24 protein-coding genes are annotated in these 23,486 nt (G+C 67.5%); 10 read left to right on the forward strand and 14 right to left on the reverse strand.

What is annotated here, in order from left to right; all coding sequences use genetic code 11:
- Window positions 1–26: 26 nt before the first annotated feature.
- Entirely contained in the window at window positions 27–833 is an 807-nt protein-coding gene (locus tag BA899_RS08760; protein ID WP_159300366.1) for an exodeoxyribonuclease III, read from the forward strand.
- Here BA899_RS08760 and BA899_RS08765 read toward each other — a convergent pair.
- Genes BA899_RS08765 through BA899_RS08775 form a run of 3 tightly spaced genes read right to left on the reverse strand, consistent with a single transcriptional unit; the run spans window position 788 to window position 3,445 of the window.
- Entirely contained in the window at window positions 788–1,069 is a 282-nt protein-coding gene (locus BA899_RS08765) for a glutathione S-transferase N-terminal domain-containing protein (RefSeq protein ID WP_144347031.1), read from the reverse strand. The two genes, BA899_RS08760 and BA899_RS08765, sit on opposite strands and share 46 nt — an antisense overlap.
- An 8-nt stretch (window positions 1,070–1,077) precedes the next feature.
- Complete coding sequence (gene trxB / locus BA899_RS08770) at window positions 1,078–2,040, reverse strand: thioredoxin-disulfide reductase (RefSeq protein WP_148121543.1); 963 nt, start codon at window positions 2,038–2,040, stop codon at window positions 1,078–1,080.
- A gap of 25 nt (window positions 2,041–2,065) precedes the next feature.
- Complete coding sequence (locus BA899_RS08775) at window positions 2,066–3,445, reverse strand: MFS transporter (RefSeq protein ID WP_148121544.1); 1,380 nt, start codon at window positions 3,443–3,445, stop codon at window positions 2,066–2,068.
- 141 nt (window positions 3,446–3,586) lie between these two features.
- On the opposite strand from BA899_RS08775, the gene ppc reads away from it, so the two are divergent.
- Together ppc and pyrE are read left to right on the forward strand one after the other, a co-directional pair.
- Complete coding sequence (gene ppc, locus BA899_RS08780) at window positions 3,587–6,229, forward strand: phosphoenolpyruvate carboxylase (protein ID WP_159300367.1); 2,643 nt, start codon at window positions 3,587–3,589, stop codon at window positions 6,227–6,229.
- A 3-nt stretch (window positions 6,230–6,232) separates the two neighbouring features.
- A complete protein-coding gene (pyrE, locus tag BA899_RS08785) occupies window positions 6,233–6,874 on the forward strand; it encodes an orotate phosphoribosyltransferase (RefSeq protein WP_159300368.1) in 642 nt (213 codons plus the stop codon).
- On the opposite strand, the gene BA899_RS08790 is transcribed toward pyrE, so the two are convergent.
- The 6 genes from BA899_RS08790 to coaBC all read right to left on the reverse strand — a co-directional run bounded on the left by BA899_RS08790 (window position 6,862) and on the right by coaBC (window position 13,147).
- Entirely contained in the window at window positions 6,862–7,956 is a 1,095-nt protein-coding gene (locus BA899_RS08790; RefSeq protein WP_159300369.1) for an acyltransferase family protein, read from the reverse strand. The genes pyrE and BA899_RS08790 overlap by 13 nt on opposite strands.
- Window positions 7,953–8,858, reverse strand: coding sequence for an acetylglutamate kinase (gene argB, locus BA899_RS08795; protein WP_069133892.1), 906 nt, complete (start codon window positions 8,856–8,858; stop codon window positions 7,953–7,955). Before argB ends, BA899_RS08790 begins: the two co-directional genes overlap by 4 nt.
- Before the next feature lie 95 nt (window positions 8,859–8,953).
- A complete protein-coding gene (locus BA899_RS08800; protein ID WP_159300370.1) occupies window positions 8,954–10,033 on the reverse strand; it encodes a cytochrome-c peroxidase in 1,080 nt (359 codons plus the stop codon).
- 90 nt (window positions 10,034–10,123) lie between these two features.
- Entirely contained in the window at window positions 10,124–11,500 is a 1,377-nt protein-coding gene (locus tag BA899_RS08805) for a phosphomannomutase/phosphoglucomutase (protein WP_069133894.1), read from the reverse strand.
- Between the two features lie 17 nt (window positions 11,501–11,517).
- Complete coding sequence (dut, locus tag BA899_RS08810) at window positions 11,518–11,973, reverse strand: dUTP diphosphatase (protein WP_148121549.1); 456 nt, start codon at window positions 11,971–11,973, stop codon at window positions 11,518–11,520.
- Complete coding sequence (gene coaBC, locus BA899_RS08815; protein WP_069133896.1) at window positions 11,960–13,147, reverse strand: bifunctional phosphopantothenoylcysteine decarboxylase/phosphopantothenate--cysteine ligase CoaBC; 1,188 nt, start codon at window positions 13,145–13,147, stop codon at window positions 11,960–11,962. Before coaBC ends, dut begins: the two co-directional genes overlap by 14 nt.
- 83 nt (window positions 13,148–13,230) lie before the next feature.
- Between coaBC and radC the strand changes: the two genes are divergently transcribed.
- On the forward strand, window positions 13,231–13,905 hold the full coding sequence (gene radC, locus BA899_RS08820; RefSeq protein WP_069133897.1) for a DNA repair protein RadC: 675 nt from the start codon (window positions 13,231–13,233) through the stop codon (window positions 13,903–13,905).
- Between the two features lie 9 nt (window positions 13,906–13,914).
- Here the strand turns inward: radC and rpoH are convergent, their stop codons facing one another.
- The 4 genes from rpoH to ftsY all read right to left on the reverse strand — a co-directional run bounded on the left by rpoH (window position 13,915) and on the right by ftsY (window position 17,459).
- Window positions 13,915–14,802 (reverse strand): RNA polymerase sigma factor RpoH, encoded by an 888-nt coding sequence (gene rpoH / locus BA899_RS08825; protein WP_069133898.1) that lies wholly within the window; start codon window positions 14,800–14,802, stop codon window positions 13,915–13,917.
- A gap of 76 nt (window positions 14,803–14,878) precedes the next feature.
- Window positions 14,879–15,793: a permease-like cell division protein FtsX gene (ftsX, locus tag BA899_RS08830; protein ID WP_235012733.1), complete on the reverse strand. Its 915-nt coding sequence runs from the start codon at window positions 15,791–15,793 to the stop codon at window positions 14,879–14,881.
- An 11-nt stretch (window positions 15,794–15,804) separates the two neighbouring features.
- A complete protein-coding gene (ftsE, locus tag BA899_RS08835; protein ID WP_069133900.1) occupies window positions 15,805–16,455 on the reverse strand; it encodes a cell division ATP-binding protein FtsE in 651 nt (216 codons plus the stop codon).
- Window positions 16,452–17,459 (reverse strand): signal recognition particle-docking protein FtsY, encoded by a 1,008-nt coding sequence (ftsY, locus tag BA899_RS08840; protein WP_148121551.1) that lies wholly within the window; start codon window positions 17,457–17,459, stop codon window positions 16,452–16,454. Before ftsY ends, ftsE begins: the two co-directional genes overlap by 4 nt.
- A 91-nt stretch (window positions 17,460–17,550) precedes the next feature.
- Between ftsY and BA899_RS08845 the strand changes: the two genes are divergently transcribed.
- The 6 genes from BA899_RS08845 (at window position 17,551) to BA899_RS08870 (ending at window position 22,788) form a co-directional block, all read left to right on the forward strand.
- The gene (locus BA899_RS08845; protein ID WP_235012732.1) at window positions 17,551–18,888 is read left to right on the forward strand and encodes a pitrilysin family protein; all 1,338 of its coding nucleotides are present in this window, start codon (window positions 17,551–17,553) and stop codon (window positions 18,886–18,888) included.
- On the forward strand, window positions 18,885–20,204 hold the full coding sequence (locus BA899_RS08850) for a pitrilysin family protein (protein WP_148121553.1): 1,320 nt from the start codon (window positions 18,885–18,887) through the stop codon (window positions 20,202–20,204). The genes BA899_RS08845 and BA899_RS08850 overlap by 4 nt, the downstream gene beginning before the upstream one ends.
- Complete coding sequence (gene rsmD, locus BA899_RS08855; RefSeq protein ID WP_148121554.1) at window positions 20,204–20,749, forward strand: 16S rRNA (guanine(966)-N(2))-methyltransferase RsmD; 546 nt, start codon at window positions 20,204–20,206, stop codon at window positions 20,747–20,749. The genes BA899_RS08850 and rsmD overlap by 1 nt, the downstream gene beginning before the upstream one ends.
- A 76-nt stretch (window positions 20,750–20,825) precedes the next feature.
- The gene (gene coaD / locus BA899_RS08860; RefSeq protein ID WP_069133905.1) at window positions 20,826–21,320 is read left to right on the forward strand and encodes a pantetheine-phosphate adenylyltransferase; all 495 of its coding nucleotides are present in this window, start codon (window positions 20,826–20,828) and stop codon (window positions 21,318–21,320) included.
- 166 nt (window positions 21,321–21,486) lie between these two features.
- On the forward strand, window positions 21,487–21,765 hold the full coding sequence (locus BA899_RS08865; RefSeq protein ID WP_069133906.1) for an RNA-binding protein: 279 nt from the start codon (window positions 21,487–21,489) through the stop codon (window positions 21,763–21,765).
- 114 nt (window positions 21,766–21,879) lie between these two features.
- Complete coding sequence (locus tag BA899_RS08870) at window positions 21,880–22,788, forward strand: hypothetical protein (RefSeq protein WP_148121555.1); 909 nt, start codon at window positions 21,880–21,882, stop codon at window positions 22,786–22,788.
- Here the strand turns inward: BA899_RS08870 and BA899_RS08875 are convergent.
- On the reverse strand, window positions 22,767–23,486 hold the full coding sequence (locus BA899_RS08875; RefSeq protein WP_157809034.1) for a class I SAM-dependent methyltransferase: 720 nt from the start codon (window positions 23,484–23,486) through the stop codon (window positions 22,767–22,769). The genes BA899_RS08870 and BA899_RS08875 overlap by 22 nt on opposite strands.

Below are 23,486 nucleotides of genomic sequence, written 5' to 3' on the forward strand. Positions count from 1 at the left end.
CCTGCTCATCAGTTATTCTTCAGCCCATGACACTGAGCATTATGACCGCCAATCTCAATGGCATACGCGCGGCCCAGCGTAAGGGGTTCTTTGAGTGGCTCGACGCTGAGCGCCCGGATGTCCTGTGCATTCAGGAGACCAAGGCCCAGCAGGCTCAGCTCGAAGGCGGGCCGTATTTCCCCGACGGCTATCACGCCGCCTTTGCCGATGCCGAGCGCAAGGGCTACAGCGGCGTGGCGGTGTATAGCCTGCGCGAGCCGGACGCCTACCATCGGGGCATCGGCATTGACGAGATCGATCGCGAAGGCCGATGGCTGGAGGCCCGGTTCGGCGATCTGAGCGTCGTCTCGTTCTACATGCCTTCGGGCAGCTCCGGTGAGCATCGCCAGGGCATCAAGGATGCGTTCATGGAGCCGCTGCTCGAGCGCCTGAAAACGATGGCGGCGGATGGCCGCGAATACATCATCGGCGGCGACTGGAACATCGCCCACACCTGGCGCGATCTGAAGAACTGGCGCTCCAACCGCAAGAACTCGGGCTTTCTGCCCCACGAGCGCGAGTGGATGGACCGCCTGCTGGGCGGGGCCGGGTTCGTGGACGCGTTCCGGCAGGTCAACGACCGCGACGATGAATACACCTGGTGGTCATTCCGCGGTCAGGCGTGGGCCAACAACACCGGTTGGCGCATCGACTATAAGATCACCACCCCGGGGATCGGGGCGCGGGTCCAGAACGCCCGGGTGCACCGTGCCGACCGGTTCTCGGACCACGCCCCGCTGACCGTTGATTACGACTGGCCGGATCCGTCCTCGGCATCCAGCCGCTTGAGATAGTCGACGATATCCGAGGATTCATACATCCACTCGACGCGGCCGTCCGGATACTCGATGCGCAGGCACGGCACCATGCCCTTGCCGCCGCCCTCGATCAGTTCCTGACGCCGACCGGGCTCGCGCAGGATGTTGCGCGACTCGAACTCGACGCCCAGGTCGCTGGTCGAGCGGCGGACGCTCTGGCAGAAGCCGCAGAGTTCGTGTTCGTAGAGTGCGAGATGGTTCGGTTTTTCCATTCTGATCCTCACTGACCGGATTCAAGGGTGTCCAGATAACGCTCTGCGTCCAGCGCGGCCATGCAGCCACTGCCCGCCGAGGTAATGGCCTGCCGGTAGACATGATCCATGACGTCGCCGGCGGCGAACACCCCGGGCACGCTGGTGGCGGTGGCGTTGCCTTCAAGACCGCTTTTGACCCGGATATATCCCCCGCTCATGTCCAGCTGGCCCTGAAACAGCTCAGTGTTGGGGCGATGGCCGATGGCGATGAACACACCCGTCAGTGCGAGATCGTCGGTGGAGTCGTCAACACGGCTGCGCAGGCGGGCGCCGGTGACGCCGCTGTCGTCGCCCAGGACCTCGTCCAGGGTGCTGTTCCAGCGGATGCTGATCTGCCCGGCGTCGACGCGCTGCTGGACCTTGTCCTGGAGGATTTTCTCGCCGCGGAACCGGTCGCGGCGATGAATGATGGTGACATGCCGGGCGATGTTGGACAGGTACAGCGCCTCTTCGAGCGCGGTGTTGCCTCCGCCCACCACGGCCACCTCCTGATTGCGGTAGAAAAACCCGTCGCAGGTGGCGCAGGCCGACACGCCCTTGCCCATGAACCGGCTCTCGGAGTCGAGGCCCAGATACATGGCCGAGGCACCGGTGGAGATCACCAGCGCATCCGCGGTGTACTCGCCGCTGTCGCCGATCAGGCGCACGGGCTTTTCGCCCAGCTCGGCGGTGTGGATATGATCGAAACGGATGTCGGTCCCGAAGCGCTCGGCGTGCTGGCGCATCCGCTCCATCAGATCAGGACCCTGCAGGCCTGAAACATCGCCGGGCCAGTTGTCCACATCGGTGGTGGTGGTCAGCTGCCCGCCCATCTCCATGCCGGTGACCAGCACCGGCTCGAGGTTGGCGCGGGCGGCATAGACCGCGGCGGTGTAGCCCGCCGGCCCCGAACCGAGGATCAACAGGCGGCAATGACGCGCTTCGGACATGACGGACTCCCTGTGCGTTAAAACCCTATTTTCCATCGCCCCGCGTCGGGGCGTCTACCGTTGCGGGCGCGGGTTGGTATTTCATGATGATCAGGACCAGCCCCACGGCGGGCAGGCCGAGCAGCGCCGAGAGGGTGAAGAAGGTGGGATAGTCCATCGCATCCACCACGATCCCGCCGAATCCGCTGAGGAATTTGCCCGGCAGCGTCATCAGCGAACTGAACAGCGCGTATTGGGTGGCGGTGTAGCGGACGTTGGTCAGGCTTGATAGCCAGGCGATGAACACCGACCCGGCCAGACCGCCTGACAGGTTGTCGGCGCTGATGGTCAGCACCAGGGCATGGGTCGCGCCGTCCTGACCGGCCATCCAGGCGAACAGCAGGTTGGTGACCGCCGCCAGAAAGGCGGCGGCGAGCAGCGGCCGCAGGATACCGAAGCGGGTCGCCAGCGAACCGCCCAGCAGTGCACCCAGAATGGTCATGCCCAGCCCCCAGGCCCCGCTGATGTTGGCGATCATCGCCTTGCTGTAGCCCAGATCGATGTACAGCGGATTGGCCATGCTGGCCATGGCGATGTCGGTCACCCGAAAACTCGCCACCAGCGCCAGCATCACCAGCGCAAAGCGCCCGAAGCGGCTGAAGAAATCGCGCACGGGGGCGACGACCGCGCTCAGCAGCCAGGCCAGCGTGGCGCGCAGCCAGACCGGCATGTCCGGGTGCCGGGCGACGAAGGCTTGGGCCCGGGCGTCTGCCCCGCGCGCCAGACGATCCTGCTCGGCGACCGGCTCGGGCCGCAGCAGCACGGTCAGCATGCCAATGCCCATCAGCCCGGCCATGCTCAGATAAGCCGCCCGCCAGCTGAGCAGATCGGCGAGATACAGGGCGCCGGTGTACGAGGCGAGGATGGCGATGCGGTAGCCCAGCTGATAGGCGGCGGCCAGGGCCGCCTGGTGGCGATCGATGTCGCACTCGATGCGAAAGGCGTCGATGGCGACATCCTGGGTGGCGGATGAGAACGCCACCAGCAGCGCCAGCAGCGCCACCGGCAACAGCGCCGCCTGCGGATCGGCGAAGGCCATGCCCGCCAGCCCCGCGGCGATGCCGATCTGCCCGAGCAGGATCCACGACCGGCGCCGGCCCAGCGCCCGTGTCAGCCCCGGCACCGGCAGCCGGTCGACCACCGGCGACCAGATGAACTTGATCGAATAGGTGATGCCCACCCAGCTGAAAAAGCCGATGGCACTGCGGCTCACCTCCATCTCGCGCAGCCAGGCACTGAGCGTGGCAAACACGAGCATGAACGGCAGTCCCGCCGAAAAGCCCAGAAACAGCATGGCAAGGACGGTGGGACGGCGATATATGGTGATCGCCTCGCGCCAGCGCCCGATCCGGGTTGTTTGCTCCATGCACGCATCGTCGGGGAAGGCGCGGGGCGGAGCAAGCTTTCTTGATCACCCATGGCCGTTTGGTCAGAATGAATCGTTCAGGGGGAGTCCGGTCGGCGCTTTTGCCGTCCGGACTTTTTGTTGGCCGGGAGGGCCGCACGAATGAGTGAAAACCGCAGCGACGCGCCATTGCGCGAGGATATCCGCCAGTTGGGGGGCCTCCTTGGCAGTACCATCCACGAGCAGTCGGGCGCGCATGTCTACGAAACCGTTGAGGAGATCCGCGGCCTGGCGAAAAGCGCCCGGGCGGGGGACGAGGCGGCGGCCCGGGCGCTGGAAAAGCGTCTGGGTGAGCTGCCCGATGAGCTGATCGTCCCCGTGGTGCGGGCGTTCTCGCAGTTCCTCAATCTGGCCAACATCGCCGAGCAGCATCACCGCATCCGCCGTAGTCGGGCGTGGGTCCGTGACACCCAGACCGGGCCGCTGCGCGGCTCGCTCGAGGAGTTTTTCAAGCGCATGGACGCCGCCGGCAACACCGGCGAGTTGCACGAGACCATCGCCAACCTGGATATCGAGCTGGTGCTGACCGCGCACCCCACCGAGGTCATGCGCCGGTCGCTGCTGCAGAAGTACAACCACATCGCCGAGTTGCTGGGACAGGGGGATCGGCTCGATCCCACGCCGGAGGAGATCGAAGAGGTCCACCAGGCACTCAAGCGCGAGATCACCGCCGCCTGGGAAACCGACGAGATCCGCCGTCGACGTCCGGCGCCCCAGGACGAGGCACGCTGGGGGCTCGCGGTCATCGAGCAGACCCTGTGGGATGTGGTGCCGCATTTTCTGCGGCGTCTGGACCGCAACCTCAAACGCCAGACCGGCACGCCGCTGGCGCTGGACTCCGCGCCCATCCATTTCGGCTCCTGGATGGGCGGCGACCGCGACGGCAACCCGCGGGTGACCGCGACCGTGACCCGCGAGGTCTGCCTGCTCAATCGCTGGAAGGCGGTGGAGCTCTACGAGCAGCAGATCAACGCCCTGATCGAGGACCTGTCTCTGCAGTGCGCCAGCGACGAGCTGCGCGGCTGGGTGGGTGATGCCTGGGAGCCCTATCGAACCGCCCTCAAGGCGGTCCGCGACCGGCTGCTGGCCACGCGGCACTGGCTTGAGGCGCGTCTGGCGGGGCGGCAGCCCACCGACGGGCTGATCTACTGGCGCACCGAGGAACTGCGCGAGCCGCTGATGATCTGTTACCGCTCGCTGCATGAAAGCGGCGCCGGCATGATCGCCGAGGGGCGGCTCAAGGATCTGCTGCGCCGGCTGTCGGTATTTGGTCTGACCTTGATGCGCGTCGACATCCGCCAGGAATCGACCCGCCATACCGATGCGCTCAACGCCCTGACCGAGGCGCTTGGCATCGGCAGCTACGCCGATTGGGACGAGGACGAGCGCCAGCGCTTTCTGGTGCGCGAGCTGGACAGCCGCCGGCCGCTGATCCCCCGCGACTTCGAGGCCGATGAAGACGTCACCGAGGTGCTCGATACCTGTCGCGTCATCGCCGAGATGGGCGCCGATTCGCTGGGTGCCTATGTGATCTCCATGGCCTCGAAGCCCTCGGACATCCTCGCCGTCAAGCTGCTCCAGAAAGAGGCCGGCGTGCGCTCGCCGCTGCGCGTGGTGCCGCTTTTTGAAACGCTCTCCGACCTGCAGGGCGCTCAGGCCTGTCTCGATCAGCTGATCGGCATCGACTGGTACCGCGAGCACATCGACGGCGTCCAGGAAGTCATGATCGGCTATTCCGACTCGGGCAAGGACGCCAGTCATCTGACCGCGGCCTGGGCGCTCTACCAGACCCAGGAGCAGCTGGTGGAGAGTGCCCGCCGCCATGGCATCAGCCTCAAGCTGTTCCACGGCCGGGGCGGTTCCATTGGTCGTGGCGGCGGCCCCACGCACGCCGCCATCCTCTCGCAGCCACCGGGCTCGGTGGACGGTCGTCTGCGGGTCACCGAGCAGGGCGAGGTGATCCAGGCCAAGTTCGGCCTGCCGGGCATTGCCGAGCGCAACCTCGAGCTTTATATCACCGCGGTGGCCGAGGCGACGCTGGTGCCGCCGAATCCGCCCGAAAAGGGCTGGCGTGAGGTCATGGATCAGCTCGCGGGACGCTCCTGCGAGGTCTACCGCGACATGGTCCGGGAGACGCCGGAGTTCATCGAATACTTCCGCCACGCGACGCCCGAGCACGAAATCAGCCATCTGGCCATCGGCAGCCGGCCGGCCCGGCGCAAACCGACCCAGGGCGTGGAAAGCCTGCGTGCCATCCCCTGGATCTTCGCCTGGACACAGACCCGGCTGCTGCTGCCGGCCTGGCTGGGGGCCGGCAGCGCCCTGGCGGAAAGCCTTGAGGCGGGTCGGCGCGACACACTGCACCATATGTACGAGGCGTGGCCGTTTTTCCGGGCGTTCATCGACATGCTGGAAATGGTGCTGGCCAAGAGTGACCCCGCGGTGGCCGCCTGGTACGACGCCCGGCTGGTGCCCGAATCGCTGCATGGGCTGGGTGAGGGGCTGCGCGAGCGCCATGACGAAACCCGGCGGACCGTGCTCGAAGTCAGTCAGCATGCCCAGCCGCTGGATGATGCGCCGGTGGTGCAGCGCTCGGTGGGCCTGCGCAACCCCTACGTCGATCCCCTCAACCTGCTGCAGGTCGAGCTGCTTGATCGGGTACGCCACGGCCACGAGGAAGACCTGCGCGATGCCCTGATGATCTGCATCAACGGCATTGCCGCCGGCATGCGCAACACCGGATAGCCCATGCAGCCGTATCAGCACGATCTCATCGACTTCGCCCTCGAGCGTCAGGTGCTGCGCTTTGGCACCTTCACGCTCAAGTCGGGGCGCGAGAGCCCATACTTTTTCAATACCGGGCTGTTCAGCTCGGGCGAGGCGCTGCGCCGGCTCGGGGCCGCCTACGCCCGGCGGGCGGTGGATGCGGGGCTGGCCTTTGACGGCGTGTTCGGGCCCGCCTACAAGGGCATCCCGCTGGTCTCGGCCCTGTCCATGGCGCTGGCCACTGAGCATGGGATCGACTGCCCGTGGTCGTTCAACCGCAAAGAGGAAAAGGACCACGGCGAAGGCGGGTCCGTGGTGGGGGCGCCGCTGTCGGGCCGCGTGCTGATCGTCGATGACGTGATATCGGCAGGGACCTCGGTGGCCGAGAGCGTCGCGCTGATCGAGGCGGCAGGGGCGCAGCTGGCCGGCGTGCTGGTGGCGCTGGACCGCCAGGAGCGCGGTCAGGAAGCGCTATCCGCCACCCAGGAGGTCGCCGCGCGGCACGGTGTGCCGGTCATCGCCATCCTCACCGTCGATACCCTCATGGAATACCTGGCGCGCCAGCCGGATCGGGGCGGCGACCTGGCGGCGATGCGCGAGTACCGCGCCCGCTACGGCGCCTGACGCCGGCGCCCGCCGGTGATGGCCGGCAGATGACGCTCGAGCAGCAGCGCCAGCGCCGCGGCGATCGCCAGGCTGAGCGCCACGGCGAGAGCGCTGCCGGCCGCCAGCATCCAGTGTGACGAAGTGGGCAGGTTGGCCTGCATCCACGCGGCGATCGGCGGGTTGGCGAAGTGGTAGAAAAACCCATGCAGGCAGTAGATGATCAGGGTGACCTCACCCAGACGCTGTAGCCCGGTCCATGCCGGTACCAGCCGCGCGATCAGGATGATGGTGGCGGTACCGACCAGCGCGGTCAGCGGGAACAGCAGCGGGTGCCCGACCGTGCCGAACATCATCACCACCACGTCGAGCAGCCGGAACGGTCCCTGATTGAGGTTGTAGGTGAGGGTGATGATGGCAAGGCCCGCGACAGCCGCCAGTGCCACGCCATAGGGCGGGAACGAGCCCTCTAGCACGCCGGTGCGGCGGACCAGAATGCCGGTCAGGTAGAACGCGTAGCCCAGCGGCACCACATGGGCCATCCACATGATCAGGCCCGCGCTCAGCACATCGACCTCGCGGTTGAAGACATACCCGATGACGTAAAAACCGATGATCGCCGCGACAAGCGCGGTGTTGCTGCGCCACAGACGGCCGATGGCGCCGTGGAGCAGCTCGAGGACGACCAGACTCGCCAGAAACCACAGCGGGATGCTGAAGGCGGGCAGGCCCCGGGCGGTGCTGATCAGCCCGGCGATATAGCCGTCGGCACCGCTCAGATCCACCGTGGGAAACCAGCCCGGCACGCCCGCCAGCGCCACGCCGGCCGGCAGCAGGGCAAACACCGCGTAGGGCACCAGACGCCCGCGGGCAATGCGCTTGAGCAGCGCCCCCCAACCCTGCGTCAGCCGGCGCTCGTTGTGGACGATCCCCGAGAGCACATAGAAAAGCGGCATGTGAAAGCTGTAGACCCACTTGTACTGGGCGGCCGCCGCGGCGCTGTCCAGGTACATGACCTGCTCGACCAGATGACCGTAGAACACCAGCGCGATGGCCAGAAACCGCGCCGTGTCGATGCTGCCGATGCGCGGGCTCGGGCTCATGCGGCGTCCGCGCCGTGGATCAGTGTGCCGACGCCGCTGTCGGTCAGCAGCTCCAGCAGCACGGCATGCTCAACCCGCCCATCAATGATGGTGGCGGCGCCGACGCCGTCGTGCACCGCTTCCAGCGCGCAGTCGACTTTGGGCAGCATGCCGCCCTGGATGGTCCCGTCGTTGATCAACTGCTGCACCCGGGCGGCGTTCAGACCGGTCAGCAGGCGCCCGTCGCCGTCGAGGATGCCGGCGGTGTTGGTCATGAGGATGAGCTTTTCCGCCTTGAGGGTGCGCGCCAGGTGACCGGCGACCAGATCGGCGTTGATGTTGTACGAGGTGCCCTGGTCGTCGACACCGATCGGCGCGATCACCGGGATGAAGTCGGCCCCATCGAGCAGCGTCATCAGGGCGGGGTCGATGCCGGTGACCTCGCCGACATGGCCGATGTCGATGATCTCCGGGGCCTGTTCCGCCGGCCCGGTGCCGGTGAGGGTGAGCCGCCGCGCCCGGATGAGCCCGCCGTCCTTGCCGCTCAGCCCCACCGCGCGGCCGCCATGGGTATTGATCAGGTTGACGATGTCTTTGTTGACCAGTCCGCCGAGGACCATTTCAACCACGTCCATGGTCTCGGCATCGGTGACGCGCATGCCCTGGACAAATTCGGTCTGCTTGCCGATCTGCGAGAGGACATTGCCGATCTGCGGGCCGCCGCCATGGACGATGACCGGATTGATGCCCACCAGCTTCATGAGCACCACGTCCCGGGCGAAGCTCTTTTTCAGGTCATCGTCGACCATGGCGTTGCCGCCGTATTTGACCACCACGGTGCGGCCGTGGAACCGCCGGATGTAGGGCAGGGCCTCGGTGAGGACGTGGGCGACCTGACTGGGCGGCGTGGCATCAGTATTCATGGGCGATGTTTTTCCGGTTCACACAAAAAGACCGCACCCTGGGGTGCGGTCCAATGGTCGCCCCCCGGGGGGCGGGACGCAAGCGTGGGGGCGGCTCAGCCCTCGGCGCTCGTCGCCCGCGGGTAGTCCGGGATATCGGGCATCGGCGTGTCGTCCGAGCTGAGCGGCAGCTCGGGGTAGACCACCCTCGGCTGGTCACCCGTCAGCGAGCGCAGGAAGGCCGTGACGTTCACCACGTCTTCTTCCGTGAGCAGGCTGTTGAGCTGCGCGTCGTTCATGATCGACACCGCTTCCTGCAGGCTCCACACGTTGCCCGAGTGGAAGTAGGGCGCCGTCAGCTCGACGTTGCGCAGTGACGGGGAGCGGAACACATACTTGTCAGCGGCCGTCTCCGTGACCTGGGCGCGGCCCGTGTCACCCTCAGGCATGACATCGGCGCCGGGGCGGTTGATCACGCCGAAGGGATAGTACCCCTGACCGCCCACATTGACGCCGTTATGGCAGGCGACGCAGCCCTTGTTCATGAACGCGTCGAGGCCGGCGATCTGCTGGTCGGTCAGCGCGTCCTTGTCCCCCTTGAGGTACTGGTCAAACGGCGCATCCGGCGTGATCAGCGTGGCCTGGTAGACCTCGAGGGCCTTCGCCGTGTTGTCAAAGCTCACCGCCTTTTCCGACTCGGGGAAGGCGTTCTCGAAGCCGTCCACGTAGGCATCGATGCTCTGCAGCGTCGCCTCGAGGTTGGCGGGCGTGTTGTTCATCTCGACGCCGGCCTGGATCGGGCCTTTGGCCTGCTCGGTCATATCCTCGGCGCGGCCATCCCAGAACTGCGCGACGTTGAACACCGCGTTGAAGATGGTCGGCGAGTTGCGCGGCCCGCGCTGCCAGTTATGGCCGACCGAGCTGGGGATGTTGTCATCGCCACCCATGCCCACGTTATGGCAGGTGTTGCAGCTGATCGTCTGGCTGGCCGACAGGCGCGGGTCAAAGAACAGGAGCTTGCCGAGCTCGACCTTCTCGGGGGTCATCTCGTTGCGCTCGGCGATGTGACCGGCCGCACTGTCCGGGATCGGCTCGAACAGCATCTGGGCGCGTTCCAGAAGCGCATCGTTGGCCAGCGTGGCGCTGCTGGCGAGCCCGAGCGCAACGGCGACGGGGATGGAATGGACGGCCTTCATGACTTTGCTCCTTGACTCGAACTGTTGGAGCCAAGCGTAGGCCGGCCTGCGGGGATTGAATAGCTGAACCTGCGCGATACTTGATCCGGATCAAACGCTGATGCCGACCGCCTCCCCCGCGCGCTGGATCAGGCCCTCAAAGCGCTCGCGAATGCGCGCCAGCGCCGCCGCGTCGCTGCCCTCGAAACGCATGACCAGGCAGGGCTGGGTGTTGGAGGCACGGACCAGTCCCCAGCCATCGGCAAAGTCCACGCGCAGGCCGTCGATGGTGGTCACGCGGGCGGCATCGAAGCCCTCGGCACGGTCCATCAGGGCGGTGATCAGGCGGTGCGGTTCGCCTTCCTGCAGATCCAGACGGATCTCGGGCGTCGCCACCGGTTCGGGGAGCGCGGCGAATACCTCGCTGACCCGGCGGTCATCGGCGGCGAGAATCTCCAGCAGCCGGGCAGCGGCGTAGATCCCGTCGTCAAATCCGTACCAGCGGTCGTTGAAAAACAGATGCCCGCTCATCTCCCCGGCGAGGGGCGCATTGGTCTCGCGGAGTTTTTCCTTGATCAGGGAATGGCCGGTCTTCCACATGATGGGCTGGCCGCCGGCGGCTTCGACCACCGTGGCCAGGGCCGCGCTGCATTTAACATCAAAGATGATGCCGCCACCGGGATGCTCGGCGAGCACCGACTGGGCGTAGCACATCATCTGGCGATCGGCCCAGATGATATGGCCGGTCTCATCCACGACGCCCAGACGATCGCCGTCGCCATCAAACGCCAGCCCCACATCGGCCTGATGATCGGCCACGGCCTGGATCAGATCGGTCAGGTTTTCCGGGACGGTGGGGTCGGGGTGGTGATGGGGGAACTGCCCGTCCACCTCGCAGAAAAGCGGCACCACTTCGGCGCCAATGGCCGCGAGCACGGACGGAGCCACTGCGCCGGGGACGCCGTTGCCGCAGTCGACCACCGCCTTGATGGGGCGCGGGAGCCGGATCTCGCGGGTGATGCGCTGCTGATAGGCGTCGATCACCTCCACCGAGCGGGTCTCACCGGTGCCGGTCACCAGGTCGCCCCGGCGGATGCGCTCGCCCAGTGCGGTGATGCCCTCGCCCCACAGCGGCCGGCCGTTGATGATGGTCTTCAGGCCGTTGTACTCGGCGGGATTGTGGCTGCCGGTCACCACCACGCCGGCCTGGGTGTCCAGCCAGTGAGTGGCGAAGTACATCACCGGGGTGGGCACCTGACCGATATCGATCACCCGACGCCCGGCCGCCATCAGCCCCCGGCGCAGCGCTGCGGCCAGGCGCGGGCTCGACTCGCGGCCGTCATAACCCACCACGATGCCTGACTGGCCGGCGTCGGCGGCCGCCGAGCCGATGGCCTGACCCAGCCACTCCACCGTGGTCTCGGTCAGCTCGCGGTCGACGCGGCCACGGATGTCGTAGGCGCGCAGAATGGAGGCATCAATGGGCATGCGACAGGCTCCCTTGTCTATTGCTGGCCGGTATGTCCGAAACCGCCCGTGCCGCGCTCGCTGTCGGTGAACGCCTCGACGGGGGTAAAGCGCGGCCGGCTGACCGGCAGAAAGACCAGCTGCGCGATGCGGTGACCGGGCTCGATGGTGAACGCGGCTTGGCTGCGGTTCCAGCACGAGATGAAGATCTCGCCCTGGTAGTCGGAGTCGATCAGCCCCACGGCATTGCCGAGGATGATGCCGTGCTTGTGGCCAAGGCCAGAGCGGGGCAGCACCACGGCGGCGTGACCGGCATCGGCGATGTGCACGGCGATGCCCGAGGGGATCAGCTGGGTGTCGCCGGGGGCGAGGACCCGGGTGGTCTCGACGCAGGCCCGCAGGTCGATGCCGGCGGCGCCCTGGGTGGCGTAGTCGGGCAGCGGGAATTCGCTGCCGAGGCGCGGGTCGAGGATGCGCAGTTCAACGCTCTGCATGGCAATGGGCTCCAATGAGTTCAATCAGCGCCGCCGCCAGCCGATCCTTGGCCATGGGGCCCAGGCGCTGATGGCCCCCGGCCCAGAGCACGTCGAGGGCGTTGTCGCTGACCTCGAACCCCAGGCCCTCGCCGACCCGGTTGGCGGCGATCATGTCGAGCCCCTTGGCGGTGAGTTTGGCGCGGGCATGATCGATCACGTCGTGGGTTTCCGCGGCAAAGCCGACCGTGAATGGCGCCGTCGGCAGGGCCGCCACGTCACCGACGATATCCGGATTGCGCACCAGGCTGAGGGTCGGTGGCGCATCGGATTTGCGCACCTTGTGATCGGCGGGCTGTGCCACGCGGTAATCCGCGACGGCGGCGGCGGCAATGAAAAGCTCGACATCACCCGCCCGCTCGAGCGTGGCGGCGTGCATTTCGGTGGCGGTCTCGACATCGATGCGCTCGACGCCGGGGGGAGTCGGCTGCTCGCTCGGCCCGGCGATCAGGGTGACCGTGGCACCCGCCGCGGCCGCCGCGCCAGCCACCGCAAACCCCATGCGTCCACTGCTGCGGTTGGCGATGAAGCGAACGGCATCGATGGGCTCGCGGGTGGGACCGGCGGTGACCAGCACCGAGCGGCCCTGCAGGGACCCGGGCGTATCAAGGGCGGCGACGATGTCCGCCGGTTCCATGAGTCGGCCGGGGCCTGATTCGCCCTCGGCGAGCGGGCCTTCCACCGGCCCGAGCAGCTGCATGCCGCGCTGCTGCAATGTCTCGGCGTTGGCCCGGGTAGCGGCGGACTGCCACATCACGTGATTCATCGCCGGGCAGATGCACAGGGGGGCACGGGTTGCCAGACACAGCGTGGTCAGCAGATCCCCGGCCAGTCCGTGCGCCAGGCGGGCCATGGCGTCGGCGCTGGCCGGCGCGATGATCACCCGGTCGGCCCAGCGCGCCAGCTCCAGATGGCCCATGCCGGCCTCGGCCTCGGGGTCGAGCAGATCGGTGTGTACCGGCTGATGGGAAACCGCCTGAAAGGTCAGCGGCGTTACGAACGCCTGGGCCCCGGTGGTGAGGACGACCCGCACGGCGGCGCCGGCCTGGCGCAGTCGCCGGACCAGGTCGGGCGCCTTGTAGGCGGCGATGCCGCCGGTCACCCCCAGCAGGATGTTTTGACCGGAAAGGCTCATGGCGGAACGTGTTCGCAGCTTGAGTGGATCACAGGAAACTACACTGTTGCCCGTTGCATGAAAACGCCAGGCATGAGGTGAGTATGGCGATTTCCGACTGGCCGGCGGCGGAACGGCCCCGCGAGAAGCTCCTCGATCGTGGCGCATCGGCACTCTCGGATGCCGAGCTGCTGGCGATCTTCCTGCGCACTGGCGTGCGCGGGCACACGGCGGTGGATCTGGCCCGACACCTGCTGGCGGCGTTTGGCGGGCTGCGACCGCTGCTGGAGGCCGATGCCGCGACATTCGCCGGCCATCATGGCCTGGGTCCGGCCAAGTACGTGCAGCTGCAGGCCGTGCTGGAAATGGGACGGCGCCACCTGCAGGCCCGCCTCGAGCGCGGCGAACCCATGACCGGTCCGGAGGACACCCGGCAGTATCTGGTCGCCCGGCTGCGGCATCTGCCTCATGAGATCTTCGCCTGTCTGTTCCTCGACAACCGGCATCAGGTGATCGGCTTCGAGGAGCTGTTCCGCGGCACCATCGACGCGGCGAGCGTCTATCCGCGCGAGGTGGTCAGCCGGGCGCTGCGCCTGAACGCCGCCGCAGTGATCCTCGCCCACAACCATCCCTCCGGCGTCACCGAGCCCAGTCTGGCGGACGAGCGCATGACCGACCGGCTGCGCGAGGCCCTGGCCACGGTGGACATCCGCGTCCTGGATCACTTTGTCGTGGGGGAGGGGCGGCCGGTCAGCTTTGCTGAACGCGGCCTGATCTGAAATGGCCGCTCAGGCCTCGAGCACCTGGGGGCCCAGCCCCTCGCGCAGCTTGCGCAGGGCGTTCTTCTCGAGCTGGCGGATCCGCTCGGCGGAAACCCCGTACTCATCGGCCAGCGTGTGCAGGGTGTCCTTGTGTTCGCTCAGCCAGCGCCGCCGCAGGATGTCGCGGCTGCGGGCATCGAGCGCCGCCAGCGCGTCACCCAGGGCATGATCCTGCCAGTCGGCCCAGTCTTCGCTTTCGACCGTCTGTGCCGGATCCATGGACTGATCGGTCAGATACGCCGCCGGCGCGCGGGCGACGCTGTCCTCGTCGTCACTCTCAGGCGCCGGGTCAAATCCGACATCCTGACCGGACAGCCGTGACTCCATCTCGAGGACCGTTTCGGGCTTGACGCCCAGATCCTCGGCCACGGCATTGACCTCCTGTCGATTGAACCATCCCAGACGTTTCTTGGAGCCGCGCAGATTGAAGAACAGCTTGCGCTGGGCCTTGGTGGTGGCCACTTTGACCATCCGCCAGTTGCGCAGGATGTATTCGTGGATCTCGGCCCGGATCCAGTGCACGGCGAATGACACCAGCCGCACCCCGACCTCGGGGTCGAAGCGCTTGACCGCCTTCATCAGGCCGATGTTGCCTTCCTGGATGATGTCCGCCAGTGGCAGGCCGTAGCCGGTGTAGCCGCGGGCGATATGAACGACAAAGCGCAGGTTCGACAGCACCAGCCAGCGCGCGGCTTCCAGATCTTCGTGGTCGCGGTAGCGGCCGGCGAGCGAGCGCTCTTCCTCGGCCCCCAGAGCGGGAATCGCGTTGACCGCCTGGATGTAATGGTTCTCGCTGCCCGCACGGAGTGGCAGTTTGTTGTAGTCGGTGCTGACCAGTGCCGCGCCTGTGTCCATAACAACCCTCCCGAGTCGTTTCGATGATGCAATTATAATACCAATATTTGAAGGGCGGGGCAGCCGGCAAGTTCCGTCATGGCGGTTCGATGGCCGACAGATGACGGCCCACGGCCAGCCAGGCACCGCTCAGGCCGAGCAGCGCGCCGGCGCCGACGAGTGTCAGGGTCCCGGTCAGACCCGGACCGCTGGGCCGGAAGCCGCTGCCGTAGAGGCTCGCGAGCCGCTGGACGGGGTCGGCGACCGATGTAACCGCAATGGCCAGCAGCAGGCCTGCGATCAACCCGCCGGCCATCCCGTACCAGACGCCGGTATAGAGGAACGGGCGGCGGATGAATGCATTGGTGCCGCCGATCAGGCGCGTGATCTCGATCTCGCGGCGATGGTTTTCGATGTCCAGGCGCAGCGTGTTGAACAGCACCAGGATGACGGTCAGCCCCAGCAGCAGCGCGACCAGTGCGGTGATGCGGTTGCCCAGATCGATGATGGCGGCAAGGCGCGCCATCCAGTCGCGGTCAACGCGCAGATCGGCCACCGCCGGCAACGCCCGCAGGCGATCGACGAGCCGGTCGACCGACTCCGGCCCGAGGCGCGCGGCCAGTTCCGCCACCACCACCGCCGGCAGTGGGTTGGCGTCGAGCATTGCCAGCGGGTCGCTGACACCGCTGCTCTGCCGGTATTCGGTGAGCGCCTCGTCGGGCGTGATCAGGCGTACCCCGCGGATGCCGTCCAGCCCGTCAATCCGCGTGGCGATCGCGGCGTACTGATCCGCCGCGGTCTCCGTGTCCAGAAACACCGATGCCCGTGGCGCGCCCTGCCAGCCGTCCATGGCCGATTCCAGGTTGTCCATGGCCACCACGAACGCGGCGGGCAGGGCCAGGGCGATGCCGATGGCCGCGGCGGTCATGACGCTGCCGAGCCACTGCCGCCGCAGGCGTCCCAGCGAGCTGATCGCGGCATGGGCGTGGAGCTTGGCCCAGCGCCCGGGCATGGCGCCGATCCTCATGTTGCGCGGCCCTCGCTGAGATGGATCTGGCGGTGCCCCAGCGCGTCGATCAGCGGCTGGTCATGACTGGCGATGACGGTGGTGACACCCACCTGATTGAACTGCCCGAACAGCTGCATGATCTCCAGTGAGAGCGCCGGGTCGAGGTTGCCGGTGGGCTCGTCGGCCAGCAGGATCGGCGGTCGGCTGACAATGGCGCGGGCGATGCCCACGCGCTGCTGTTCGCCGCCGGACAGGGTGACCGGATAGGCGCGGCTCTGCGCCAGCAGTCCGACCTTGTCCAGCGCCGCCTGCACCCGGCGGCGGATATCGGCGTGGGGGCGGCCCTCGATGACCAGCGGCAGTGCGACATTGTCGAACAGGGTGCGGTCATGGAGGAGGCGATGGTCCTGGAAGGTCATGCCGATGCGCCGGCGCAGGTAGGGGATTCGGCGGCGCGGCAGCCGGGCTAGGTTGGCGCCGTCGATAAGCACCTGACCGCGGGAGGGGCGCTCAAGGCGGGGGATCAGTCGCAGCAGTGTGCTCTTGCCCGCGCCGCTGGCGCCGGTGATGAAAACCAGCTCGCCGCGCTCGACGTGCAGGTCGAGCCCGCGCAGCGGCTCGTTACCGCCCGGGTAGCGCTTGCCCACCCCCTCCAGGCGGATCATGTGTCATCGGTTCCCGCGACCGCCGCGTCGAGCAGGGCGTCGACGAAGGCCTCGGCATCGAATGGCCGCAGGTCATCGACGCCCTCGCCGATCCCGATAAAGCGCACTGGAATGCCAAAACGCTGCGCCATGGCAAAGATGACGCCGCCTTTCGCGGTGCCGTCGAGCTTGGTCAGGGCAAGCCCGGTGACATTGACCGCCGCGCCGAACTGCTCGGCCTGTGCCAGGGCGTTCTGTCCGGTGCCCGCATCCAGCACCAGGAGCACCTCGTGGGGCGCGTTGTCGTCCTGTTTGCCAAGCACTCGCCGGATCTTGCGCAGCTCTTCCATCAGGTTGCCCTGGGTATGCAGACGACCGGCGGTATCGGCGATGAGCACGTCGGCACCGCGGGCGATGGCCGCTTGATGGGCGTCGTACACCACCGAGGCGGAGTCGGCGCCGGTGGGCTGGCTGATGACCGGCGTGCCGGTGCGCTCGCCCCAGGTCTGGAGCTGTTCCACCGCGGCGGCCCGAAAGGTGTCCCCGGCGGCGAGGATCACCCGCCGTCCCTGCTGGCGGTACTGTTCGGCGAGCTTGCCGATGGTGGTGGTCTTGCCGGCGCCGTTGATGCCCACCGTCAGGATGACCATGGGCTTGTCGTGGGCGCTGATCTCCAGGGGCTGGGCCACCGGCTCGAGGATCTCGAGCATGTCCTCGCGCAGGGCGCGCTGCAGCGCGTCGGTGTCGTCGAGTTCGTTGCGCTTCAGCCGGTCGGTCAGATCGGTGATGATGCGGGTGGTCGCCTCCATGCCCACGTCGGCCATCAGCAGATGGGTTTCAAGCTCTTCGAGCAGGTCGGCATCGATGCGCTTGCGACCCAGAAACAGCTGACCGAGACCGCTGCCCGTGCGGCTGAGCCCACTGCGCAGACGGGCCAGCAGCCCGGGGCGCGATGGCGCCGCGGTGGCGGGCGTGTCGTCGGACTCGGCGGGTGGGGCCTTTTTCTTGCGACGGAACGGCAGCATGGAACTCTCGGGGCTCGGGCGTGAACGAATGATCCAGTATGCTAACACCGCATCGATGGTTCGATGTGTCAAACCAGAGGCTTCATTGACGATGCGAAACGCGCTCTTCGCCCTGATCCCCGCCCTGATGGCGACGCCGGTCGCCGCGCAGTCCGGCGCGGGCGTCACCGAGTTCACCCTCGACAATGGCATGCAGATCCTGGTGCGCGAGGACCACCGCGCCCCGGTGGTGGTCTCGCAGGTCTGGTACCGCGTGGGCTCATCCTACGAGACCCGCGGCGAGACCGGCCTCTCGCATCTGTTTGAACACATGATGTTCAAGGGCACCGAGCGTCATGCCGAGGGCGAGTTCTCCGAAATCATCTCCCGCGAGGGTGGGCGGCTGAACGCCTTTACCGGGCGGGATTTCAGTGCCTACTTCGAGATCATGGCCGCCGACCGGCTGCCGGTGGCGCTCGAGCTTGAGGCCGATCGCATGGCCAATCTGCAGATCAACGCCGAGGCGCTGTCCACCGAGCGCGAGGTGGTGCTTGAAGAGCGCCGGCTGCGCACCGATGACCGGCCGGAGGGCCGCTTTGCCGAGCGTTATGCCGCCATCGCCCACCCCGGCACGGGTTATGCGCATCCCATCATCGGCTGGGCCGACGATGTGGCCGCGTTCGAGGTCGCGGATCTGCGTGACTGGTACGACCAGTGGTACACGCCCACCAACGCCACCCTGGTGGTGGCCGGTGACGTCGAGCCCGAGGCGGTTCATTCAATGGCGCAGGAATACTTCGGCGGCATTGAAGGCCGGGATGTGCCGGCGGTGCACGATCCCGACAACCTCCAGCCACCCGGCGAGCGGCGCGTCATCCATCGCGATCCCCAGGCGCGGGTGACGCAGCTGCGTATGGGTTACGAAGTGCCGTCCTTCGCCACGGCCGAGTCAGGCCGTGACCCCTACGCACTGCAGATGCTCGCCACCATCCTCGATGGCGGTGACGGCGCCCGGCTGGCCGAGGACCTGGTGCGCGGCTCGGGCGTGGCCGCTGCGGCCGGCGCGGGCTACAACCCCATGGTCAGGCTGGATGCCGAGTTCTCGCTGTTTGGCGTGCCGGCCGACGGTGATGTCGACGCGGTGGAAACGGCACTGCGCGAGCAGATCCGCCGTCTGCAGGAAACCCTGGTATCGGACGAGACGCTGGAGCGGGCCCGCAGCCAGATGCTGGCCGATCACCTGTTCGAAATGGACTCGGTGTTCTATCAGGCCATGCAGCTCGGCATGCTCGAGACCACCGGTGCCGGGTGGCAGACCCTCAATGAGTTCGAGGAAAACGTGCGCGCCCTGACCGCGGAGGATCTGCGGGCCGCCGCCCGTGAATATCTCCGCCCCGAGATGCTGTCCGTCGGCATCATGCAAGCCGCCGATCAGGAGGAGACCGGATGAAGCGTCTCATCGTCGCGGCGGCCCTGATCCTTTTCAGTCACACAGGGGGCGCAATGCAGGCCGATATCCAGGAGTGGACCACCCGTGCCGGCACTGAGGTGCTGTTCGTCGAGCGCCACGAGCTGCCGATCGTCGACGTCCGCGTGACCTTTGATGCCGGCAGCGCCCGCGATGGCGATACGCCCGGCCTGGCGCGGATGACCAGCAATCTGCTGCTGGAGGGAACGCCCGAGCGCTCGGCGGGGACCATCGCCCGCGGATTCGAGCGCTACGGCGCCCGGGTCAGCACCGGCAGTGGCCGTGACACCGCCCAGGTCAGCGTTCGCGCGCTGAGTGAGCCAGCGCGCCTTGACCCGGTGATCGACAGCCTGGCCGACGTCATCGCCAAGGCCGATTTTCCCGCCGATGCCGTCGAGCGCGTCCGCCGGCAGATGAGCCTTGGGCTGCAGCAGGCGCAGTCGTCGGCCTCGGCGCTCGCCGAGAAGGCCTTCATGCGTGGCATCTACGGCGAGCATCCCTACGCCACACCGCCCGGGGGCACCCTGGAGTCGGTGGAAGCGCTGACCCGCGCGGCGGTGGTCGACTTTCATCGCCGCCACTACACCGCCCGCAACGCAACCATCGCCATTGTCGGCGATCTCAGTGCCGAGCGCGCCGAAGCGATCGCCAACGCCCTGAGCGGCGCGCTGCCGGCCGGTGAGGCGCTGGCGGCGCTGCCGCCGGTGGAGCTCCCGAGCTCGGCGCAGACCATCCGCGTGCCGCTGGAAGCCGAGCAGACCCACGTCATGATGGGCCAGCCGTCGGTGCGCAAGGGCAGTGAAGCCTATTATCCGCTGTATCTGGGCAACCACATCCTCGGCGGCGGGGGACTGACCTCTATCCTTGCCGAGCGCATGCGCGAGGAGCGTGGCCTGTCCTACAGCAGTGCCTCGTCCCTGACGTCCGCTGCCCGCCGCGGGCGGTTCCAGATGACCACCCAGGTGCGCAATGATTCGCTGCCCGAGGCGCTGTCGGTGATGCGGGACAGCCTTGAGGAGATGCGGGTCGACGAGCCGGCGGCGCAGCGGCTGAGTGACTCGAAGCGCAACATCACCGGCAGCTTCCCGTTGCAGCTCGACAGCAACCGGGATCTGCTGGGCTACATTGCCACCATCGGTTTTTACGACCTGTCGCGGGATTATCTCGAGGCGTTCGTCGAGCGCATCGATGGGCTGGATGGCGAGGCGGTCCGCGCGGCCATGCACGAGCACATCGACCCGGCGCGCAATGTCACCGTGCTGGTCGGCCCGGAGGCCACGATCGACGCCGCTGAATAATGCGCATCATCGGTGGTGACTGGGGCGGACGGCGGTTTCCGGTGAGCACGGCCGCCGGGCTCCGCCCCACCGCCGATCGCAACCGTGAAACCCTGTTCAACTGGTTGCAGCCGACGCTGCGTGGCGCCCGCGTGCTCGATCTGTTCGCCGGCACCGGCGCGCTGGGGCTCGAGGCCCTGTCCCGGGGCGCGTCCTGCGCCACCTTCGTGGAGCGCTCGCGCCCGGTGGCGGCGGCGCTCCAGGCGCTTGTCGAGCGTCTCGAGGCCACATCGCGCGCCCGGGTGGTGACGATGGATGCGCGGCGGTTTCTGCGATCCGATCCCGTGGCTTTTGATCTGGTGTTTCTCGATCCGCCCTTTGCGAGCGACTGGCTTGATGCCGTCCTGACCGGGCTGGCGGAGGGCGGATGGCTTGCCGACACGGCGCAGGTGTACGTCGAGACGCGCGCCGGCCATGCCCCGACCCTCGATCCCGGAGCGTGGGCCTGTCAGCGCCAGAAAACCGCCGGGGATGTCTGGTTCGGGCTGCTGCAGCGGGCGGAGTGAGGCGCAGTCACCGGTCGGGGGCTGGCATGTTGGTTCGACAGGCAATACGATGCATCGCCTCGAGGGAGGAGGCGTTATGTCAGTCGTTGCGGTCTACCCCGGCACGTTCGATCCGCTGACCAACGGTCACAGTGATCTGGTCGAGCGCGCCTCGCGGTTTTTTGATCATCTGATCGTGGCGGTTGCCGGCAGCCCCAGCCCCAGCAAGCATCCCGCCTTCAGCCTTGAGCAGCGCGTCGAGCTGGCGCGCCATGTGCTGCGGCCCTATCGCCGGGTCGAAGTCATGCCCTTTGACTCGCTGCTGGTGGACTTTGTCGAGGCCCAGGGCGCGCGCGTGATCCTGCGCGGTCTGCGGGCGGTTTCCGATTTTGAGCACGAGTTCCAGCTCGCGAGCATGAACCGTCAGCTGGTGCCCAACGTCGAGACGGTCTTTCTCACCCCCGCCGAGCAGTACGCGTACATTTCTTCCAGTCTGGTGCGCGAGGTCGCGGCCCTGGGCGGTGACGTCAGCCGTTTCGTGCATCCCAGCGTGCAGGAAGCGCTGGCGGGTCGCTACGCGGAAAATTTTTGATTGCGCGGCGTCCAGCCCTGCCGTATTGTCCAAACCAAGTGCATGATCATGCTGTGGTCAGCACCCGGCAGCCCGACGTTCGGGCGGTCTAAAGGAAGGCAGACGCCTTCTGCGATGTTTGACCTGTCGGTTTGATAGACCCGGCAGACCTTGATGAGACAGATAGATGAAATCGATTTACGTGGGCAATCTGCCCTTCTCCGCCTCCGAGGATGAAGTCCGTGACCTTTTCGCCAACCACGGCGAGGTCAAAGAGGTGCGGATGATCTCCGATCGGGAAACCGGTCGTCCTCGTGGCTTCGGCTTCGTGCGCATGGACCCTGCCGAGGCGGACGCCGCCATCGAGGCACTCAATGGCACGGAAATGGGCGGACGCACGCTGCGCATCAATGAGGCGCAGGAACGTAAGCCCGGCGGTGGAGGCGGCCCGCGCCGTTCCTGGTAACCGCAGGACTTGACTGCCAGGGCCCGATGCCGCGTGCGGCATCGGGCCTTTTTTTATGGGCGATCGCTGATCCAGCGGGATGACCGCCGCCATCCGCTCAGGTCACAATGAGCCATGGACTCGACCACCGCCGAGCGTCGCTATCGCGCTTTTCTCGCTGCCGCGCAGCTCCGTTATCCCTGGCAGTTCCGCTGCCCCGGGGGCCCCGAGGACGCCGAGGGCGTTCAGGTGGATGTCCCGCCGGGCTGGTATGGCGTGCTCGAGCGACTCTTCGAGCAGGTCGAAGCCGGCATGCCCGTGGCCGAGCGCCACGGTTTTCGCTGGCGTCGGCTGTGCGCCCGCCAGGGGATGCTGGAGGTGGCGTTTGACGGCCTCCGCGACCCGGTCTCGCCGCGGGTGGTCGAGGCCCGCGACCGCGCGGCGGTAACCTGCGAGGCCTGCGGCTACCCGGGCGCCCGCCGCGAAGTGGCCGGACGGTTCGCCGTCAGCTGCAATCATCATTTCATCGAACGCCTGCTCCACGGCCATCCGCAGGGCGAGTCCGCCGCGCGCCACTGGTGGGATACGCCTCAGCCGGGCCTGGGCAACCGCACGCCAGCGGCTTACATGGCCGCCGGGCCACCGTCGGAAGTCCTCATCGAACAGGCGCTGCGTCTGGCCATGCCGCCGGTGCCGACACTGGAGCCCGCGCATCGCCAGCGTCTGCAGGCGGTGTGGCCGGTCCTCGACGAGGCACTGGGCGAGGGACTGCGCAGCCTGCGGGTGGCGGAGTTCAACCCCCATGCACGCCGCGGCGGCACGCTGATCGCCCTGGTGGCGGGGTCAGCCGATGCCTCCGCGCAGGCGGCCGCCGTGACCCGCCTGGCCCGAAACGGCTTCAGTGATCTGCGGCTGCGCCTGGTGGCGCAGTCCGATCTGGTCGCGCCCGCTGCGGCGGACGATCCCTGGGCCTGCATGCTGGCGCTCGAGGCATCGGTCAGTCTGTCGCGGGCCGAGCCGGATCAGGCATTTCTGGTGCGATAGACATCAAACCGGGTGCTGCGGCCCGGCAGGTGATAATCCGGGGGCTGATCGGCCAGCGGTGCGGCATGGCGGTGGCGCTTGACCACCACGCGCTCGGTGGCCACGGCCCGTGCCCGGGCAAGCAGTGCGCGCTCGTCCGTTGTGTCGGTCAGAAGCGCCTGCAGCAGGGCCAGTTCCTTGCCGGCGGCACCGCGGCGCCGGCCGGAATACATCGGATCAAGATAGACCACCGCCGGGCTGACGTCGCCGGCCGCGCCGGTCAGCCAGTCCACCGCGTCGACGGCGTGGGCGTGCATGCGGCCCGTGCGCTCGCCGGCGCCGGCCGCCGTGGCCCGCTGCAGTCCATCGGTGAGGAGCGCATGCACCACGGGCGAGCGCTCGAGGAGGGTGACGCGGGCGCCGGCGCTGGCAAGTACGAAGGCATCGCGCCCCAGCCCCGCGGTGGCGTCGACCACCCACGGGCAGTGTTGGTGGGTGATCCCGCAGGCGCGGACGACGGCCTCGTGCTGGTGGCGCTGTCGGGCACTGCGATAGCCCTGCACGCCGCTTACGAACTCCGCGCGCATGCACATGGCCGGGCCGGCGGCCTGGCAGAGACTGAGACCGTCCGGTGCCAGCCACAGGTACAGGCCGCGCGCGGGAGGATGGGTCCACCGGGGGCTGCCAAGCCGCTCGGACAGCGTTCCGGCGGCCGCCAT

Origin of the sequence: Spiribacter sp. SSL99, assembly GCF_009805925.1 — a bacterium.
GTDB classification, from domain to species: Bacteria; Pseudomonadota; Gammaproteobacteria; order Nitrococcales; family Nitrococcaceae; genus Spiribacter; species Spiribacter roseus.

Coding starts and splice junctions, on each gene's coding strand:
- radC (WP_069133897.1), top strand. CDS start 13,231: ATGGCGATTTCCGACTGGCCGGCGGCGGAACGGCCCCGCGAGAAGCTC.
- BA899_RS08870 (WP_148121555.1), top strand. CDS start 21,880: ATGGACTCGACCACCGCCGAGCGTCGCTATCGCGCTTTTCTCGCTGCC.
- rpoH (WP_069133898.1), bottom strand. CDS start 14,802: ATGGACACAGGCGCGGCACTGGTCAGCACCGACTACAACAAACTGCCA.
- BA899_RS08805 (WP_069133894.1), bottom strand. CDS start 11,500: ATGCCCATTGATGCCTCCATTCTGCGCGCCTACGACATCCGTGGCCGC.
- trxB (WP_148121543.1), bottom strand. CDS start 2,040: ATGTCCGAAGCGCGTCATTGCCGCCTGTTGATCCTCGGTTCGGGGCCG.
- dut (WP_148121549.1), bottom strand. CDS start 11,973: ATGCAGAGCGTTGAACTGCGCATCCTCGACCCGCGCCTCGGCAGCGAA.
- pyrE (WP_159300368.1), top strand. CDS start 6,233: ATGCAGCCGTATCAGCACGATCTCATCGACTTCGCCCTCGAGCGTCAG.
- argB (WP_069133892.1), bottom strand. CDS start 8,858: ATGAATACTGATGCCACGCCGCCCAGTCAGGTCGCCCACGTCCTCACC.
- ftsY (WP_148121551.1), bottom strand. CDS start 17,459: ATGCTGCCGTTCCGTCGCAAGAAAAAGGCCCCACCCGCCGAGTCCGAC.
- BA899_RS08760 (WP_159300366.1), top strand. CDS start 27: ATGACACTGAGCATTATGACCGCCAATCTCAATGGCATACGCGCGGCC.
- BA899_RS08790 (WP_159300369.1), bottom strand. CDS start 7,956: ATGAGCCCGAGCCCGCGCATCGGCAGCATCGACACGGCGCGGTTTCTG.
- BA899_RS08765 (WP_144347031.1), bottom strand. CDS start 1,069: ATGGAAAAACCGAACCATCTCGCACTCTACGAACACGAACTCTGCGGC.
- ppc (WP_159300367.1), top strand. CDS start 3,587: ATGAGTGAAAACCGCAGCGACGCGCCATTGCGCGAGGATATCCGCCAG.
- BA899_RS08875 (WP_157809034.1), bottom strand. CDS start 23,486: ATGGCGGCCGCCGGAACGCTGTCCGAGCGGCTTGGCAGCCCCCGGTGG.
- BA899_RS08865 (WP_069133906.1), top strand. CDS start 21,487: ATGAAATCGATTTACGTGGGCAATCTGCCCTTCTCCGCCTCCGAGGAT.
- coaD (WP_069133905.1), top strand. CDS start 20,826: ATGTCAGTCGTTGCGGTCTACCCCGGCACGTTCGATCCGCTGACCAAC.
- rsmD (WP_148121554.1), top strand. CDS start 20,204: ATGCGCATCATCGGTGGTGACTGGGGCGGACGGCGGTTTCCGGTGAGC.
- ftsX (WP_235012733.1), bottom strand. CDS start 15,793: ATGCCCGGGCGCTGGGCCAAGCTCCACGCCCATGCCGCGATCAGCTCG.
- ftsE (WP_069133900.1), bottom strand. CDS start 16,455: ATGATCCGCCTGGAGGGGGTGGGCAAGCGCTACCCGGGCGGTAACGAG.
- BA899_RS08800 (WP_159300370.1), bottom strand. CDS start 10,033: ATGAAGGCCGTCCATTCCATCCCCGTCGCCGTTGCGCTCGGGCTCGCC.
- BA899_RS08775 (WP_148121544.1), bottom strand. CDS start 3,445: ATGGAGCAAACAACCCGGATCGGGCGCTGGCGCGAGGCGATCACCATA.
- coaBC (WP_069133896.1), bottom strand. CDS start 13,147: ATGAGCCTTTCCGGTCAAAACATCCTGCTGGGGGTGACCGGCGGCATC.
- BA899_RS08845 (WP_235012732.1), top strand. CDS start 17,551: ATGCGAAACGCGCTCTTCGCCCTGATCCCCGCCCTGATGGCGACGCCG.
- BA899_RS08850 (WP_148121553.1), top strand. CDS start 18,885: ATGAAGCGTCTCATCGTCGCGGCGGCCCTGATCCTTTTCAGTCACACA.